Annotated in this window: 11 protein-coding genes; 4 read left to right on the forward strand and 7 right to left on the reverse strand. The window is 66.7% G+C overall.

Annotated elements, in window-relative coordinates:
• The first annotated feature begins 37 nt into the window (after positions 1–37).
• Entirely contained in the window at positions 38–850 is an 813-nt protein-coding gene (locus RPC_RS08405; RefSeq protein WP_011472142.1) for a crotonase/enoyl-CoA hydratase family protein, read from the forward strand.
• A gap of 235 nt (positions 851–1,085) precedes the next feature.
• Here RPC_RS08405 and RPC_RS08410 read toward each other — a convergent pair whose 3' ends face one another.
• The 5 genes from RPC_RS08410 to RPC_RS08430 all read right to left on the reverse strand — a co-directional run bounded on the left by RPC_RS08410 (position 1,086) and on the right by RPC_RS08430 (position 7,451).
• Positions 1,086–1,964, reverse strand: a complete 879-nt coding sequence (locus RPC_RS08410) for a LysR family transcriptional regulator (protein WP_011472143.1) — start codon at positions 1,962–1,964, stop codon at positions 1,086–1,088.
• A 4-nt stretch (positions 1,965–1,968) separates the two neighbouring features.
• Complete coding sequence (locus RPC_RS08415; RefSeq protein ID WP_011472144.1) at positions 1,969–3,036, reverse strand: YeiH family protein; 1,068 nt, start codon at positions 3,034–3,036, stop codon at positions 1,969–1,971.
• 317 nt (positions 3,037–3,353) lie between these two features.
• Positions 3,354–6,134: an ATP-binding protein gene (locus tag RPC_RS08420; RefSeq protein ID WP_011472145.1), complete on the reverse strand. Its 2,781-nt coding sequence runs from the start codon at positions 6,132–6,134 to the stop codon at positions 3,354–3,356.
• A gap of 315 nt (positions 6,135–6,449) precedes the next feature.
• On the reverse strand, positions 6,450–6,713 hold the full coding sequence (locus RPC_RS08425; RefSeq protein ID WP_011472146.1) for a hypothetical protein: 264 nt from the start codon (positions 6,711–6,713) through the stop codon (positions 6,450–6,452).
• Between the two features lie 180 nt (positions 6,714–6,893).
• A complete protein-coding gene (locus tag RPC_RS08430; protein ID WP_041801568.1) occupies positions 6,894–7,451 on the reverse strand; it encodes a hypothetical protein in 558 nt (185 codons plus the stop codon).
• Positions 7,452–7,532: 81 nt separating this feature from the next.
• Between RPC_RS08430 and RPC_RS08435 the strand changes: the two genes are divergently transcribed.
• The 3 genes from RPC_RS08435 to RPC_RS08445 all read left to right on the forward strand — a co-directional run bounded on the left by RPC_RS08435 (position 7,533) and on the right by RPC_RS08445 (position 12,653).
• A complete protein-coding gene (locus tag RPC_RS08435; RefSeq protein WP_041801570.1) occupies positions 7,533–7,778 on the forward strand; it encodes a hypothetical protein in 246 nt (81 codons plus the stop codon).
• Between the two features lie 138 nt (positions 7,779–7,916).
• Complete coding sequence (gene ppc, locus RPC_RS08440) at positions 7,917–10,706, forward strand: phosphoenolpyruvate carboxylase (RefSeq protein ID WP_011472147.1); 2,790 nt, start codon at positions 7,917–7,919, stop codon at positions 10,704–10,706.
• Between the two features lie 630 nt (positions 10,707–11,336).
• Complete coding sequence (locus tag RPC_RS08445; protein WP_011472148.1) at positions 11,337–12,653, forward strand: OmpA family protein; 1,317 nt, start codon at positions 11,337–11,339, stop codon at positions 12,651–12,653.
• A gap of 321 nt (positions 12,654–12,974) precedes the next feature.
• On the opposite strand, the gene RPC_RS08450 is transcribed toward RPC_RS08445, so the two are convergent.
• Both RPC_RS08450 and RPC_RS08455 read right to left on the reverse strand, forming a co-directional pair.
• Complete coding sequence (locus RPC_RS08450) at positions 12,975–14,114, reverse strand: thiolase C-terminal domain-containing protein (RefSeq protein WP_011472149.1); 1,140 nt, start codon at positions 14,112–14,114, stop codon at positions 12,975–12,977.
• A gap of 5 nt (positions 14,115–14,119) precedes the next feature.
• A complete protein-coding gene (locus RPC_RS08455; RefSeq protein ID WP_011472150.1) occupies positions 14,120–14,533 on the reverse strand; it encodes a Zn-ribbon domain-containing OB-fold protein in 414 nt (137 codons plus the stop codon).
• Between the last annotated feature and the right edge of the window lie 89 nt (positions 14,534–14,622).

Genomic DNA, 14,622 nt, shown 5'->3' on the forward strand with positions numbered 1-14,622 from the left:
TTCTGTAGCGGCGGTACAAACGGCAGGGGACCAGCAAATGAACGATCGCGTTGCGGTGACGATCAGCGACGGCGTCGCCGATGTCCGGCTGGTGCGCGCCGACAAGATGAATGCGCTCGATGCCGCAATGTTCGAGGCCTTGGTCGCCACCACCGCGCGGCTCGCCGGCGAGCAGGGCGTTCGCGCGGTGGTGCTGAGCGGCGAGGGCCGGGCGTTCTGCGCCGGGCTCGACATGGGGCGTTTTGCCGCGATGAATGAGAACGGCGGCCACGGCATCTTGGGCGGGCAAGCGCGCGATCTCACCGTGCGCAGCCATGGCCTCGCCAATTTCGCCCAGCAGGCGGTGTGGGGGTTTCGGCAATTGCCGGTGCCGGTGATCGCCGCGGTGCATGGCGTGGCGTTCGGCGGCGGCTTCCAGCTGGCACTCGGCGCCGATATCCGGCTGCTGGCGCCGGATGCGAAAATGTCGATCATGGAAATCAAATGGGGGCTGGTGCCGGACATGGCGGGCACCCCGATCCTGGCCAGCCTGGTGCGCGACGATATTCTGCGCGAACTCACTTATACGGGCCGGATGTTTTCGGCGCAGGAGGCGCTGAGCTACGGCCTGGCGACCAAGATCGTCGATGATCCCCGCGCGGCCGCGCTGGAGATGGCGATCGAGATTGCCGGCAGGAGCCCGGACGCAATCCGCGCGGCGAAACGGCTGTACAACAAGCTCTCGGTCGATCCTGGGCCGGCGCTGCTCGCGGAGTCGCTCGAACAGCAGCAGCTGATCGGTTCAAAGAACCAGATCGAGGCGGTGCGCGCCAATATCGAAAAGCGCGCGCCAAGGTTCGTGGATGGGTGAGGGCGTTCGCCGCCAACCCTGTATTGGCCGTATCGATGACGAGCTGATGTACTTGAGGCCTTTGACGTGAACCGTGCCCCGGACGCAGCGCACCACGTCGCGCTTGCGGCGTGGTGCGCTGCAGAGCCGGGGCCGTTACGGATCGCGGCGCTTGGAACGGTCCCGGCTCACGGCGCAGCGCTAAGGCGCTGCACCGCGTCCGGGACACGGGGCCTCACGCGCCACGCCACGTCGGTCACGGCAGGAACGACTCCAGCAGCGCGGTTTCGGCGCGGCTGGCGGCGTGCTGCTTGTGCCGCAGCACGAAAAATGCGCGGCGCGGCAGCTCGAATTTGATCTGGTGCAGGGTGCCGGCCGACAGCCCCGGCGCCGCCACCAGATCGGAGATCGCGGTGGCGCAGTCGCCGGCTTCCACCGCGGCGCGCACCGCTTCGTTGGACGGCAGCTCCAGTTCGACGCGCAATTCGCTCGGCTTGACGCCGGCCTTGCGTAACGCCGCCTCGAAGATGGCGCGGGTGCCGGAGCCGGGCTCGCGCAGCACCCAGCCGCTGCTGGTCAACCGCGCGGGCGCGATCCGGCGCTGCCCCGCCCAAGGATGCTTGGTGCCGACCACGATCAGCAGCGTATCGCCGTCGATGCGGCGTGCCGCCAGCAGCGGATCGTCGACCGGGCCCTCGACGAAGCCGAGATCGGCGCGGCCTTCGTGCACCGCGGCCGCCACCTGCTCGGTGTTGGCGATGGTCACCCGCACGGCGATGCCGGGATGGCGCTTGCGGAACGCCTGCAGCCGCGGCGGCAGCCAGTAGTTCGCCACGGTCTGGCTCGCCGCCAACGCCAGCGTGCCGCGCTTCAACCCGGCGAGATCGTTCAGCACCTGCACCGCGGCGTCGGCGCGGGCGACCACGGCGCGGGCTTCGCCGAGAAAGGCGCGGCCGGTCTGGGTCAAGGCGATGCCGCGGCCGACCCGATCGAACAGCTTGATCGCGTAGCGCTGTTCCAGGGCGGCGATCGCCGAACTGGTCGCCGATTGCGTCAGATTGAGCTCGCTCGCGGCGCGGGTGACGTGTTGCAGGTCGGCGACCGCGATGAAGATGCGAAGCTGATCCAGCGTCATGGTTTCATCCGGTGAGCTTGATCAGCGCCAGGCTGAAGCTGGCGATGAACACGAAGGCCAGCGCGCCGAGCAATGCCGGGCGGATGCCCTTGGCGGCGAGTTTGCGCAGATCGGTCTCCAGCCCCATCGCCGCCAGCGCCACCGTCAGCAAGAAGGTGGTGACGACGACGATCCAGGCTTTCGCCTGCGGCGGAACGGCGATCAGGCTGTTGACCCCGACCAGCGCCACGAAGCCGAGCACGAACCACGGCAGCGGCGGCCGCGCCGCCTGCCGATCGTGGCCGTTGCGGCGGGCGCTGCGCGCCGCCCACGCGCCGAGCGCGATAACCATCGGCGCCAGCATCGCCACCCGCGCCAGCTTGGCGATAGTGGCGAACTCGCCGGCCTGCGGGCCGTCCTGAAATCCCGCGGCGACCACCTGGGCGATTTCGTGGATCGAAGCGCCGGCCCATAGGCCATAGCTCTGCGGATCGAGCGCCAGCAGCCCAGGCAGCAGCGGATAGACAAACATCGCCACCGATCCGAACACCGTGACGCAGGCGACCGCATAGGCGACGTCCTCGTCCGGGGCATCGGTCACCGCGTTGGTGGCGATCACCGCGGAGGCGCCGCAGATCGAGCTGCCGGCCGCGATCAGCTGGGTCAATTGCCGGTCGACGCCGAGCCGGCGCCCGATCCAGCTGGTGACCGCGAAGGTCGCGAGCAGGCTCGCCGCGATGATGCCGAGGCCGCGGCCGCCGACCGCGATCAGCTGAGCGGCCGACAGTTGCAGCCCGAGCAGGATGATGGCGAAGCGCAGCACGCGGCGGACGCTGAATTTGATGCCGGGCCTGGCGCGGGCCGGTGTGCCCACGAGATTGTGCAGCGCGATTCCGATCAGCATCGCCAGGATCATCGGGCTGACCACGCTCATCCCCGGCAACAGCCGCAATCCGAAGGCCGCGGCGCCGATGCACGCCGTCAACGCCAGCCCCGGGGCGATCGCGAGCAGCCCGCGGAACAGCGGCGCCGATGCGGGGGCAAGATCGGGCTGGCGAGGTTCGGGACATTTGGCTGCCGGGATCGTGGTCATCGGTGGCTCCATCGTTGCCACCGCACCATCGGACGTTACAGACAGATCAATCCAACAGATAATTACGCTGCAATCAATCGAATTGTTCGATGATTAGACCCGTCGCGGCGTCATCCCGAGGAGGCCGGCCGAAATGCGATCCGCCTCCAACGTTGCTGGTGTATCGAAGCCACATCTTCGCGTCTTGGCCGGGCTTGTCCCGGCCATCCACGGAAACAGGCACGCCGCGCTCGTGGGCGTGGATGGCCGCGACGAGCGCGGCCATGACGGGTTGAGCTGACGGCCTGCGCAGGCCGGCTCGGCGCCCTATGCGCGGTTCAGGACGACACGCGCCCTGATAGTCCGATGTGGATGTCGTCGGCAGGAGCGATGCCGGAATTCAGCGCCGCGCGGATCAGTCGCGCCAGTTCGGATTTGCGGTACGGCTTCGGCAGCAGCAACACCCCGGGATCCAGCCGGCCGTGATGCACGATGGCGTTCTCGGTGTAGCCCGAAGTGTAGAGCACCTTGGTGGCGGGCCGCCGCTGCTTGACGGCCTCGGCCAGTTGCCGGCCGTTGAGGCCGGGCATGATGACGTCGGTGAACAGCAGGTCGAACGTCGCGCCGGCGTCGATCTGCGCCAGCGTTTCGGCGCCGTTCGCCGCCGTCAGCGTCTTGTAGCCGAGGCTGCGCAGCTGGGTGACGACGAAATTGCGCACCATGGCGTCGTCTTCCACCACCAGTACGGTTTCACTGCCGCCTTTGATCGGCGCGGTGGGCGCGAGCTCTTCGGCGTCGGCGCTGGCGCGCGGCAGATACAGCTTGATCGTGGTGCCGTAGCCTTCCTCGCTGTAGATCTTGATATGTCCGTTGGACTGCTTGACGAAACCGTACACCATGCTGAGCCCGAGCCCGGTGCCCTTGCCGACGTCCTTGGTGGTGAAGAACGGCTCGAACACCTTGTCGAGGATGGCCGCCGAGATGCCGGTGCCGCTGTCGCTGACCGCGATCATCACATAGGGCCCGGGCGTCACCTCGGGGTTGGCGTGCGCGTAAGTCTCGTCGAGCACCACGTTGCCGGTCTCCAGCGTCAGCTTGCCGCCGTTCGGCATCGCGTCGCGGGCGTTGACCGCAAGGTTGAGCAGCGCGGTCGACAGCTGCGAGGGATCGATATGCGCCGGTTCGGCGTCGTTGCCGAGCATCGATTCGATCTCGATCTGCTCGCCCAGCGTCGGCCGCAGCAATTGCGCGGTGTTGAGCACCAAGGTGTTGACGTCGACATTGCGCGGCTGCAGCGGCTGCCGGCGGGCAAAGGCCAGCAGATGCTTGGTAAGCTCGGCGCCGCGGCCGGCGGCGTCGTCGATCATCTTGGCGATCTGCTGCAGGTTGGGCCGGTCGGCGAGGCTCTCGAACAGGATTTCGGCGGTGCCGGTGATCACCGTCAGCGTGTTGTTGAAGTCGTGGGCGACGCCGCCGGTCAGCTGGCCGATGGCGTCGAGCTTCTGCGACTGGTGCAGTTGGCGCTCGATCTCCTTGGTGGCGGTGACGTCGCGATAGACCACGACCACGCCGGCGCGCGCACCTTCCGCGCCGCGGATCGGATGCGCACTGCCCATCACATGCACGGTCTTGCCGCTGTCGCGACGCCGGTACACCAGTTCGAAGCCGTCGACCTGTTCGCCGCGCAGGCATCGCGCCGAGGGCCATTGCTGCCTCGGCAGCAGCGTGGTGCCATCGGGTAGATAGATGTCGTAGAGTTCGCGCCATGTGGTGCCGTCCGTCGCGATCGGCCCGAGCAGTTCCTGGTTGGCGCGATTGGCATAGACGATGATGCCGTCGGCATCGATCAGCAGTACGGCCTCGGCCATCGCCGACATGATGCCCTCGAAGATGTCCTTTTCGCGCCGGATCGCGGCGTTCTTCTCGTCGACCTCTCGCGCCATGTTCTGGAATGCCCGCGCCAGAACGCCGATCTCGCCGCCGGCATTGAGCGGCACCACCAGCGGTTTGCCATCGGCAAAGCCTGAGACCGCCGCGGTCATCTGCGTCAATTGCCGGGTCAGGGTGCGGGCGAGAATGAACCCCAGCAGCATCGCGCCGAGCACCGCGATGGTGCCGCCGAGCAGGCTGGAGTCGCGCAGCGCCTTCAGCGCGAGGGCGATGATCTTGTCCTCGGGGATCACCTCGACCACCGACACCGGCGGGCCATCGCCGAGCCGCAGCGAAGCCATCGCCAGGCCGTAGCGTTTGCCGCCGCGGTGTTCGATCAGTCCGGGGTGCGGATCCCCCTCGGCCAGGGCCCGCGCAGCCGCCGGAAAATCGTCCTGGACGCGGAACGGCGTGCCGAACTCGAAGCCGAATTCGCGCTCCGAATCCGGATGCGCCAGGTAGTCGCCGCGCTCATTCACCACATAGATGGTGGTGTCGGGAGCGGCGCGCGCTTTGAGCGTCGCGAAGGCCGGCCGCAGATCGATATTGACGATCAGCAGTCCGAACAATTGGCCGTCCGGTGCGAAGATCGGCGAGGAGATGCGCACCACCGGCTGCGGCGGGAGTTCAATCGCGCCGTTCTCCTGATTGAGTTCGATCGGCGACACGATGATGCTGCGGTCGGGCGCTGCGGCGGCCTGCTTGAAGTAACCGCGGTCGGCTTTCTGCTGCAAGTCGGCGTCGGCGACGATGCGCACCTTGCCGTCACCCGAGCGACGGTCGACCCGGATCAGCTCGCGGCCGCCATCGGCGATTCCAACGATCCGGAATTGCGCATAGTGCTGTTTGGCCTCCAGTTCGGCGGCGAAGCGCCGTGCGATCCGGGCCCGCCATTGCGCCGGTGTCAAGCCACCCGATCTCGCGAGCGACGGATCGCGACTGAGGGCGATGATCTCCTCGAGTCCGATCACGTCGCGAAACCCTTTCACATCGGCGCGAGCGTTCTTGACGATGTTGGCGAGATCCACGGCGACCGATTGGGCATGGGCGTCGAGCCGCACCAGGGCGCGCGGCACCGCGATGGCAGCGATGTTGCGATAGCTCAGATAGCCCACCGTGCCGGCGGTGGCGACGACCAGCGCCACGATGGCGATCGTCAGGCGGGTCGAAAGGCTCAATCCCTGGCTCACGCGAATCCCCGGCCTTTGTCGGCTCAGCTCATGCCGCCGAGGTGCAGAGCCCGCTGCGCCATGATCAGGCCGCTGGTTGAATCTGCCGAGGCGGTCGAGCGAGCCTGCTGATCCTGGTTACCAACAAACGCGGCCAAAAGCGCCGCTCTGGGCGAGCTTCGTGCGAATCGACTTTAGCGCGAGTTTGGCGCGAATGGCAGCGGGAAAACGGCATCCGTCAACGACAAGACTGCCGGCAGGCCGGCGATCCGCGCAGCCGAACCCACGCTCGACGCCTAGTAGAACTACCAGTGCGGAGCTTGCCGGGTCGCCGGCTCAGGCGCGGGCCAGCACCTTTAGCGGATAACCGATGATCTTCGCCGCGGCGTAGGACAGCAGAATGCCGAGCAGCAGCGCCGCACCGCGGCTGCCGTAGAACCACATCACCAGTTCGTCGTCGGGGAATGCGCGCTCTGCCAACGCCAGACACCAATTGATGGTGAACAGCGCCACCACCATCACGATGAACAGCTGGACGCGCTGCACCGCGAGTTCGATCCGGGCCATCCGGGCGTCTAGATGCTTGTCGACGTCGGCCATCGATACGTCCTTTGTTGTAAGCGAGCCTGAGTGCAGTTCCATCGGCGGTTGGCCGCTGCTGACTATCTACGTCCCAACCGCGGCGTCCGATTTGACTCAAGACAAAAGCGGCTTTCTGCCGCCGCCGATCGCAGCCGCCGGCTGCAGCGAATTCATTCACCATATCGTTCAACGAAATCTTCAAGTCGCCCTGGCCCGGGCCCGCGCGATCAGCCGGTCGCCCATCGCCGCCTTGCGGGCCAGATAGTCCGGCGATTGCCGCCAGACTTCGAGCTCGGCCGGCGAATTGACGCCGCCCGGCGGCAACCAGCAAAGCGCCTCGCCATGGTCGACCAGCGCGACGATTTCCAACGTCGAATAGCCCGGCGGCGCGCAGGACGGATCGACCGCCGAGGGAAACACCAGCCCGGCCTTGCCGGCCGGCGTCGCGACGTGCAGCACCGGCGGCAAATGCTGCGTGCCGCGCAGGCCGAGATGCACGCTGACCGCCGAACAGGCCGGCCGCAACGGGCCGAGTTGCGCTTGCAGCTTGGCGGCGAACGACGCGTCGTCGACCAGCCTGACGAGCGCCTCGCGCGGATCGCCATTGCAGACCACCGCGGTGGCGGCGATCCGCCGTGCCCCCTCGCCGGGCGGCGTCGGCGCTGCGGCGAAGTCCGGCGCCGGCCAGGCGTTGCGAGCGTCGCCTTGCGCCATTCGCGCCAGGCCGCGTCGCATCAACAGCTTCGGCAGCAGCACAGAGGATAAGCCGCCAGCTCTATCGGCTGATGTTCGAGCTGGCCCCGGTGCCACGTCATTGCAGACCTCGACGCGCGCATCGTGTTCCGCGCCGACTCCACCCCGGTGACCTATGCCCGTTACGGCTGGACCGCCGACGGCACGATCTACGGCACCAGGGCCGCGCGCGGCGCGCTGCCGGTGAAGACTCCGCTGCGCAATCTGGTGATCGCCGGCGCCGCCACCCGTGGTCCCGGCATCGAGGCGGTGGTGATTTCCGGCGCCGACGCCGCCGACGCGCTGCGGCCGGGATTGCTCGCGACCAAGCCGGTCCGCGCCGCGGCCTGATCGAGCGGCGGGGCGCCGCGGTCGACCGAGCCGCGCCTCCGTCCCCTCCGCGCGCGCTGCGCCGATTTCTTGACCTTGCCTTGTTGCGAAAAACTTGCGAGGTGAAAGGGTGCCGGCAACATCCTGGAGGATCTGCTGATGTCGTCCAAGATCATGCCCATCGACCCGATCGCGCAAAAGACTCCCGTCGCCGAGGACCCCGCCGCGATCGACGAGGATGCCAGGCTGCGCGACGACATCCGGCTGCTGGGGCGGATTCTCGGCGACACCGTCCGTGACCAGGAGGGGGAGGGCGTGTTCGACGTGGTCGAACGCATCCGGCAGACCTCGATCCGCTTTCACCGTGACAACGACAAGCCGGCGCGCAGCGAGCTCGAAGCCATTCTCGACGGGTTGTCGACCCCCGACACGGTGCGCATCGTCCGCGCCTTCAGCTATTTCTCGCATCTCGCCAACATCGCCGAGGACCAGAACAACATCCGGCAGATGCGGGCGCTGAGCGGCACCCCGCGGCCGGGTTCGGTGGTCGGCACGCTGGCGCATGCCCGCGCGGTCGGGATCAGCGCGCAAGAGCTGCGCCGCTTCTTCGCCCACGCGCTGGTCAGCCCGGTGTTGACGGCGCACCCCACCGAGGTCCGCCGCAAGAGCACGATGGACCGCGAGATGGAGGTCGCAGGCCTGCTCGACCGCCGCGAGCGGTTGCAGATGACGGCGGAGGAAGTCGCGCAGCACGAGGAGCAGCTGCGCCGCGCCGTGCTGACGCTGTGGCAGACCAACATGCTGCGCCGGACCAAGCTCACCGTGCTCGACGAGGTCAAGAACGGGCTGTCGTTCTACGACCACAGCTTCCTGCGCGAAGTGCCGCGGCTGCACGGCTTGCTGGAAGATCGTCTCAACGACGACGACGGCCGCGACGAGGAGCTCGCCTCGTTCCTGCGGATGGGCAGCTGGATCGGTGGCGACCGCGACGGCAACCCGTTCGTCACCGCCGAGGTGATGCGCGGCGCGCTGCGGCTGCAGAGCACCCGGGCGCTGCGCTTCTATCTCGACGAACTGCATGCGCTGGGCTCCGAACTGTCGATCGCCGCGCATCTGGCCGACGTCTCCGACGACCTGCGGCTGTTGGCCGAACGCTCGCCCGACACCTCGCCGCATCGCAGCGGCGAGCCGTATCGGCTGGCAGTGTCGGGGATCTATGCGCGGCTCGCCGCCACCGCGCACAAATTGAAATTCGACGATATCCGCGCTCCGGTCGGCGCCGCCGAGCCCTACGCCGATCCGCAGGAGTTCAAGGCCGACCTCGACGTGCTGCATCGCTCGCTGATCGCCAACCAGGCCTCGGTGATCGCGCGCGGCCGGCTGCGCCAGCTGCGCCGCGCGGTGGATTGCTTCGGCTTCCATCTCGCCAGCCTCGACATGCGGCAGAACTCCGCGGTGCATGAGCGCACCATGACCGAGCTGATCGACGCCGCGATGCCGGGCAAGTCCTACATGGCGATGAACGAGGAGGCGCGGATCGCGCTGCTCGCTGGCGAACTGCGCTCGACGCGGCCGTTGGCGTCGCCGTTCGTGAAATATGGCGAGGAGACGCTCGGCGAACTCGCCGTGTTCCGCACCGCCGCCGAGGCCCACGCCGCTTTTGGTCACACCGTGATTTCCCAATGCATCATCTCGATGTGCAAGGGCGTCTCCGACATGCTCGAGGTGGTGCTGCTATTGAAGGAGGTCGGCCTGGTCGATCACGCCGGGCGCAGCGCCATCAACGTGGTGCCGCTGTTCGAGACCATCGAGGATCTGCAAGCCTCCGCCGGGATCATGGACCGGCTGTTGTCGCTGCACGATTATCGCCGGCTGGTGGATAGCCGCGGCGGCGTCCAGGAAGTGATGCTGGGCTATTCCGACAGCAACAAGGATGGCGGCTTCGTCACCTCGGGCTGGGAGCTGTACAAGGCCGAGATCGAACTGGTGAAGGTGTTCGAGCATCACGGCGTGCGGCTGCGGCTGTTTCACGGCCGCGGCGGCTCGGTCGGCCGTGGCGGTGGGCCGAGCTACGACGCCATCCTGGCGCAGCCCGGCGGCGCGGTGAACGGTCAGATCCGCATCACCGAACAGGGCGAGATCATCACCAGCAAATATTCCAACGCCGAGGTCGGCCGCAACAATCTGGAGATTCTTGCCGCTGCAACGCTGGAGGCCAGCCTGCTGATGCCGCGGCAGAGCGCGCCGCGTGCCGAATATCTCGACGCCATGGAGCAATTGTCGTCATTCGCCTTCAAGGCCTATCGCGGCCTGGTCTACGAGACCGAAGGCTTCGAGGATTACTTCTGGGCTTCCACGGTAATCACCGAAATCGCCACGCTGAACATCGGCAGCCGCCCGGCGTCGCGCAAGAAGACCCACAAGATCGAGGATCTGCGCGCGATCCCCTGGGTGTTCTCGTGGGCGCAATGCCGGCTGATGCTGCCCGGCTGGTACGGTTTTGGCAGCGCGGTTGAGGCCTTCGTCAAAGAGCATCCCGACAAGGGCATGGCGTTCCTGCAGGAACTGTATCGCGAGTGGCCGTTCTTCCGCACCTTGCTGTCGAACATGGACATGGTGCTGGCGAAGAGTTCGATCGCGATCGCCTCGCGCTATGCCGAATTGGTGCCTGACGAACAGCTGCGGCAGGCAATCTTCGGCCGGATCCGCGCCGAGTGGCACGGCTCGATCCAGGCGCTGCTCGACATCATGCAGCAGGACCGGCTGCTGCAGAGCAACCCGCGTCTCGAGCGTTCGATCCGCAACCGCTTTCCCTATCTCGATCCGCTCAATCACGTGCAGGTCGAGCTGTTGAAAGAGCACCGCAGCCACGCCATCGACGAGAAGGTGCTGCGCGGCATCCAGCTCACCATCAACGGCATCTCCGCCGGGTTGCGCAACAGCGGCTAGAGCATTTTCGGTGAGGATTGAATCATCCAACCAAACTGTCGCCGTCATTCCGGATTGCGAGTTCGAAGAACGAGCAAGTCCGGAATCTATACTCCCCGCGGTGGTTATGGATTCCGGGTTCACTCGCAGCTGACGCTGCTCGTGCCCCGGAATGACGGCCCGGGGCCCTTGAACCGCATCAATCCTACCCGAAAATGCTCTAAGGCGAGCCATCGTCGGTCGATTTGGTAGGAGCGGTTCGGCATCGCTTCCTTGCCCCGCAAGTGGGGAGCCGGTGGATGCCGCTGTCCTGAACGAAGAGTAGTTGGCCTCGCTGCGCAAACTTCTCTCAGCGAAATCCCGTCTTACCTCACCCTATTACAGTTAGTTAGCGTACTCCCGTACAGCTTGCTGTGTTCTTCGGCGGGGTGCACAGTTTTGGTGCAGCTAATCTTTGCCGATCAAACTTTAGTCAGATGGCTGCAGCCGGGCTAACGACGCTATTGATCAGCTCCGAGGCCAAAGCCCGAGACCGATCGCCTGCAGCGCTTGCCCTGCATCTGTCGCTGCGAGTGGTTTGGAAGGTCGGGCCAACCTCACCATGCATTGTCGTCTGCAAACATCGCCCTCTGTCGAGAAGGAACGCTGCTGATGTTATTTCTGCTCACGCATTATTGGATGTGGCTGGCAGCCGCCCTTGTTGCCGGCGCGGCCACGCCGTTCTTGGCGAACCGGTTCGGTTGGGCCGCGGATCTGCCGGACTACTGGATCAAGCGCGTCGGCGTCGTGCTGGCGATTCCGTTGGTATTGATCGCAACGCAACTGATCGGTGGCAAGGCCGAGATCCTGCTCGAAGCCGGCTTCGCCGTGGCGGTGGCCTATGTGATCGGCGGCCTGGCCGGCGCCAGCGTGGGACTTTTGCCGGTGCGCTACGAAGGCTGGTGGGTCGGGCTGTTCGCGAGCGGTTTGATCTGGGTGGTGTTTGCGATCGTGGCGTTGCCCGGCCTCGACAAGGATCTGCGCGAGCGCGTCGCCACGGCGGTCGAGACCGCGGGCGGCGATCCGCTCAATCTCGACGTCGCCGGCCGCGACGTGCTGCTGCCGGCCGATGTCGACGCGACGAAGCGCGCCGAGCTGACCACGCAAATTCTCGCGGTGCCCGGCGTGCGGCGGGTCTCGGACGTCGACGATCTCTCTGGTCCGGCGCTGTCGGCCAAGACCATCGCCAAGCTGACCGCCGAAGCCAAGGCCGCGGAAGCCGCGGCGCAGGAAGCTGCCGCCAAGGAAGCCGCCGCCAAGGAAGCTGCGGCCAAGGAAGCCGCCGCGCATCAGGCGATGACCAAGGCGGCGCAACGCGAAGCCGCGGCCAAGGAAGCGGCTGCGAAGGAGGCTGCGGCTAAGGAGGCCGTTGCGAAGGAGGCTGCTGCGAAGGAGGCTGCGGCCAAGGAAGCGGCTGCCAAAGAAGCCGCGGCGAGGGAAGCCGTCGCGAAGGAAGCCGCCGCCAAGGCTGAGGCGGAGGCCGCGGCCAAAGCGTCGGAGGGCCACGCGCATCAGCAGCTTGCCACCGCGGATGCCGAAAGCATGCCGGCGAAGCAGCCCGACGCCGCGGTCGGCGCCAAGACCGCCGCGCTGCTCGACGCCAAGGCTTGCCAGCAGAAACTTTCCGCGGTGATCGCCGAGGACAAGATCAGCTTCGAGCCGAAGAGCGCCGAACTCAGCAAGGCCTCGCTCGCGGCGCTGACGAAGCTCGGCTCGGCCATCGCGCTGTGCCAGCCGGTGCAGATCGAGGTCGCGGGGCCGTTCGACGGCGGCAGCAAGAAGGCTTTGAGGCTGTCGCAGAAGCGCGCCGAGGCGGTGGTCGGGAGCCTCAGCAAGCTCGGCGTCGGCGCCGCGAAGCTGACCGCGGTCGCCGCCGTCAAGCCGGCCGACGGCGGCAAGAGCGGCCCGATCGCGCTGGTGGTGAAATGAACGGAAGACCGCCGGCGCCTGCTGACGGACATCCGCAATAATCCCGAGGCGCGCGCCACCGCCGGCGCGCGCTTCGTCGTTTGCTCGCGAGTTCAGCGATGACGATGAGGCACAGTACTTACCACGTCATGGCCGGGCTTGTCCCGGCCATCCACGCCCACAAGCAAGGCCGTCGATGTTTTCGTGGATGGCCGGGACAAGCCCGGCCATGACGCGGAGGGGCAGCCATCTCCAAGACGGCGCCGCACGCGTAGCGCTGATTTTTCCGTTCTCGCGACCACGATGACGGATCTGCACAGCGATCCATCACGACACGTCGTACTACCCCTCGTTGGTGAAGATCACCGTGCCGGAGGCCGCGAACATGCCGCCGACGCCGTGGCACACCGAGATCTTCGCCTCCGCCACTTGCGCCGGCGCGATGCCGCGCATCTGCCGCACGCTCTCCTGCAGCGCGTACATGCCGTACATCCCGGAGTGCATGTAGCTCAAGCCGCCGCCGTTCGTATTGAGCGGCAGCCGGCCGCCGGGGCGGGTGTGGCCCTCGGCGATGAACGGCCCGGTGTCTTCGTGCGGCATGAAGCCGAGATCGCCGAGCCCGTACAGCGGCAGATGCGCGAAGGCATCGTAGATCATCAGGTGATCGACGTCGCTGTGGGTGATGCCGGCTTCGCGGAACGCCAACGGCCCGGCGGTGCGGAACGCCCGCGAACTGTCGAAGCTCTGCATTTGCGAGACCATCGGCGTCTCGACACTCTCGCCGGTGCCCAGCACATAGACCGGCTTGTGCGGAAAATCCTTGGCGCGCTCGGCCGAGGTCAGGATCAGCGCGCCGCCGCCATCGGTGACCAGGCAACATTGCAGCAGCCGGAACGGATAGGCGATCATTTTCGAGTTCAGCACGTCGTCGACGGTGATCGGCGCCTTCATCGTGGCGCGCGGGTTGAGCGCGGCCCATTCGCGCTGCACCACCGCGACCATCGCCAATTGCTCGTGGGTGATGCCGTGGGTCTTCATGTAGCGCAGCACCGGAATCGGAAACATGCTGGGCGGGCCGACCACGCCGAACGGCGCTTCGAACTGGCCGTTGAGGCTGTCCGGCGGCGTGAAGCGCGGCAGTTTGCCGATCATCGACTTGCCGCTTTCGGCATGGGTGATCAGCACGGTGTTGCACAGCCCGGCCTCGATCGCCGCGGCGGCGTGGCGGACGTGCAGCATGAACGAACAGCCGCCGACCGACGTGCCGTCGACCCAGCGCGGGGTGATGCCGAGATAATGCGCGATCTGCTGCGGCGTCTCCACCGCGGTGGCGACGCCGTCGATGTCGGAGAGTTTCAAGCCGCAATCCGCCAGCGCGTTGAGCGCGGCGTCGGCGTGCAACTGGATCTGCGACATATCGGGGATGACGCCGAGCCTGGTGGTTTCGGCGGCGCCGACCACGGCGACTGCATTCTGGCGCATGATCGCTATCCCTTCGCCGGACGGAACTGGGGCAGCGTGACGGCGTCGTCGAGCCTCTCGAACGCGACTTCGAGTTTCATGTCGAGTTCGAGCGCTTCCGGCGTCTGCGGGCAATCGAGAATGTTGCACATCATCCGCGGGCCTTCGGCGAGTTCGACCACGGCGATGGCGTAAGGCGCGGTGAAGCCGGGCGCGGCGGGGCGATGATTGATGACGTAGCTGTACAGCGTGGCGTGGCCAGAGGCCCGGAACACGGTGACGTTGCGGCTGGCGCATTTGGGGCAGAACGGCCGCGGCGGGAAATACACATGAGCGCAGGCATCGCAACGCTGCAATCGTAATTCGCCGGCCTTTGTGCCGTCCCAGAAATGTTGGGTTTCCGGAGTTGGTTTCGGTCGCGCGCGCGATGGCTCTGCCATGGGTGTGGTCTCTCCCTTTGATCTTGGGCGGTTGTCCCGCCGTTGCGATGTTGATGCGATATCGATCCGGCAGCGTCAATGCCCGCGGT

This window comes from Rhodopseudomonas palustris BisB18 (assembly GCF_000013745.1).
Classification (GTDB): Bacteria; Pseudomonadota; Alphaproteobacteria; order Rhizobiales; family Xanthobacteraceae; genus Rhodopseudomonas_A; species Rhodopseudomonas_A palustris_F.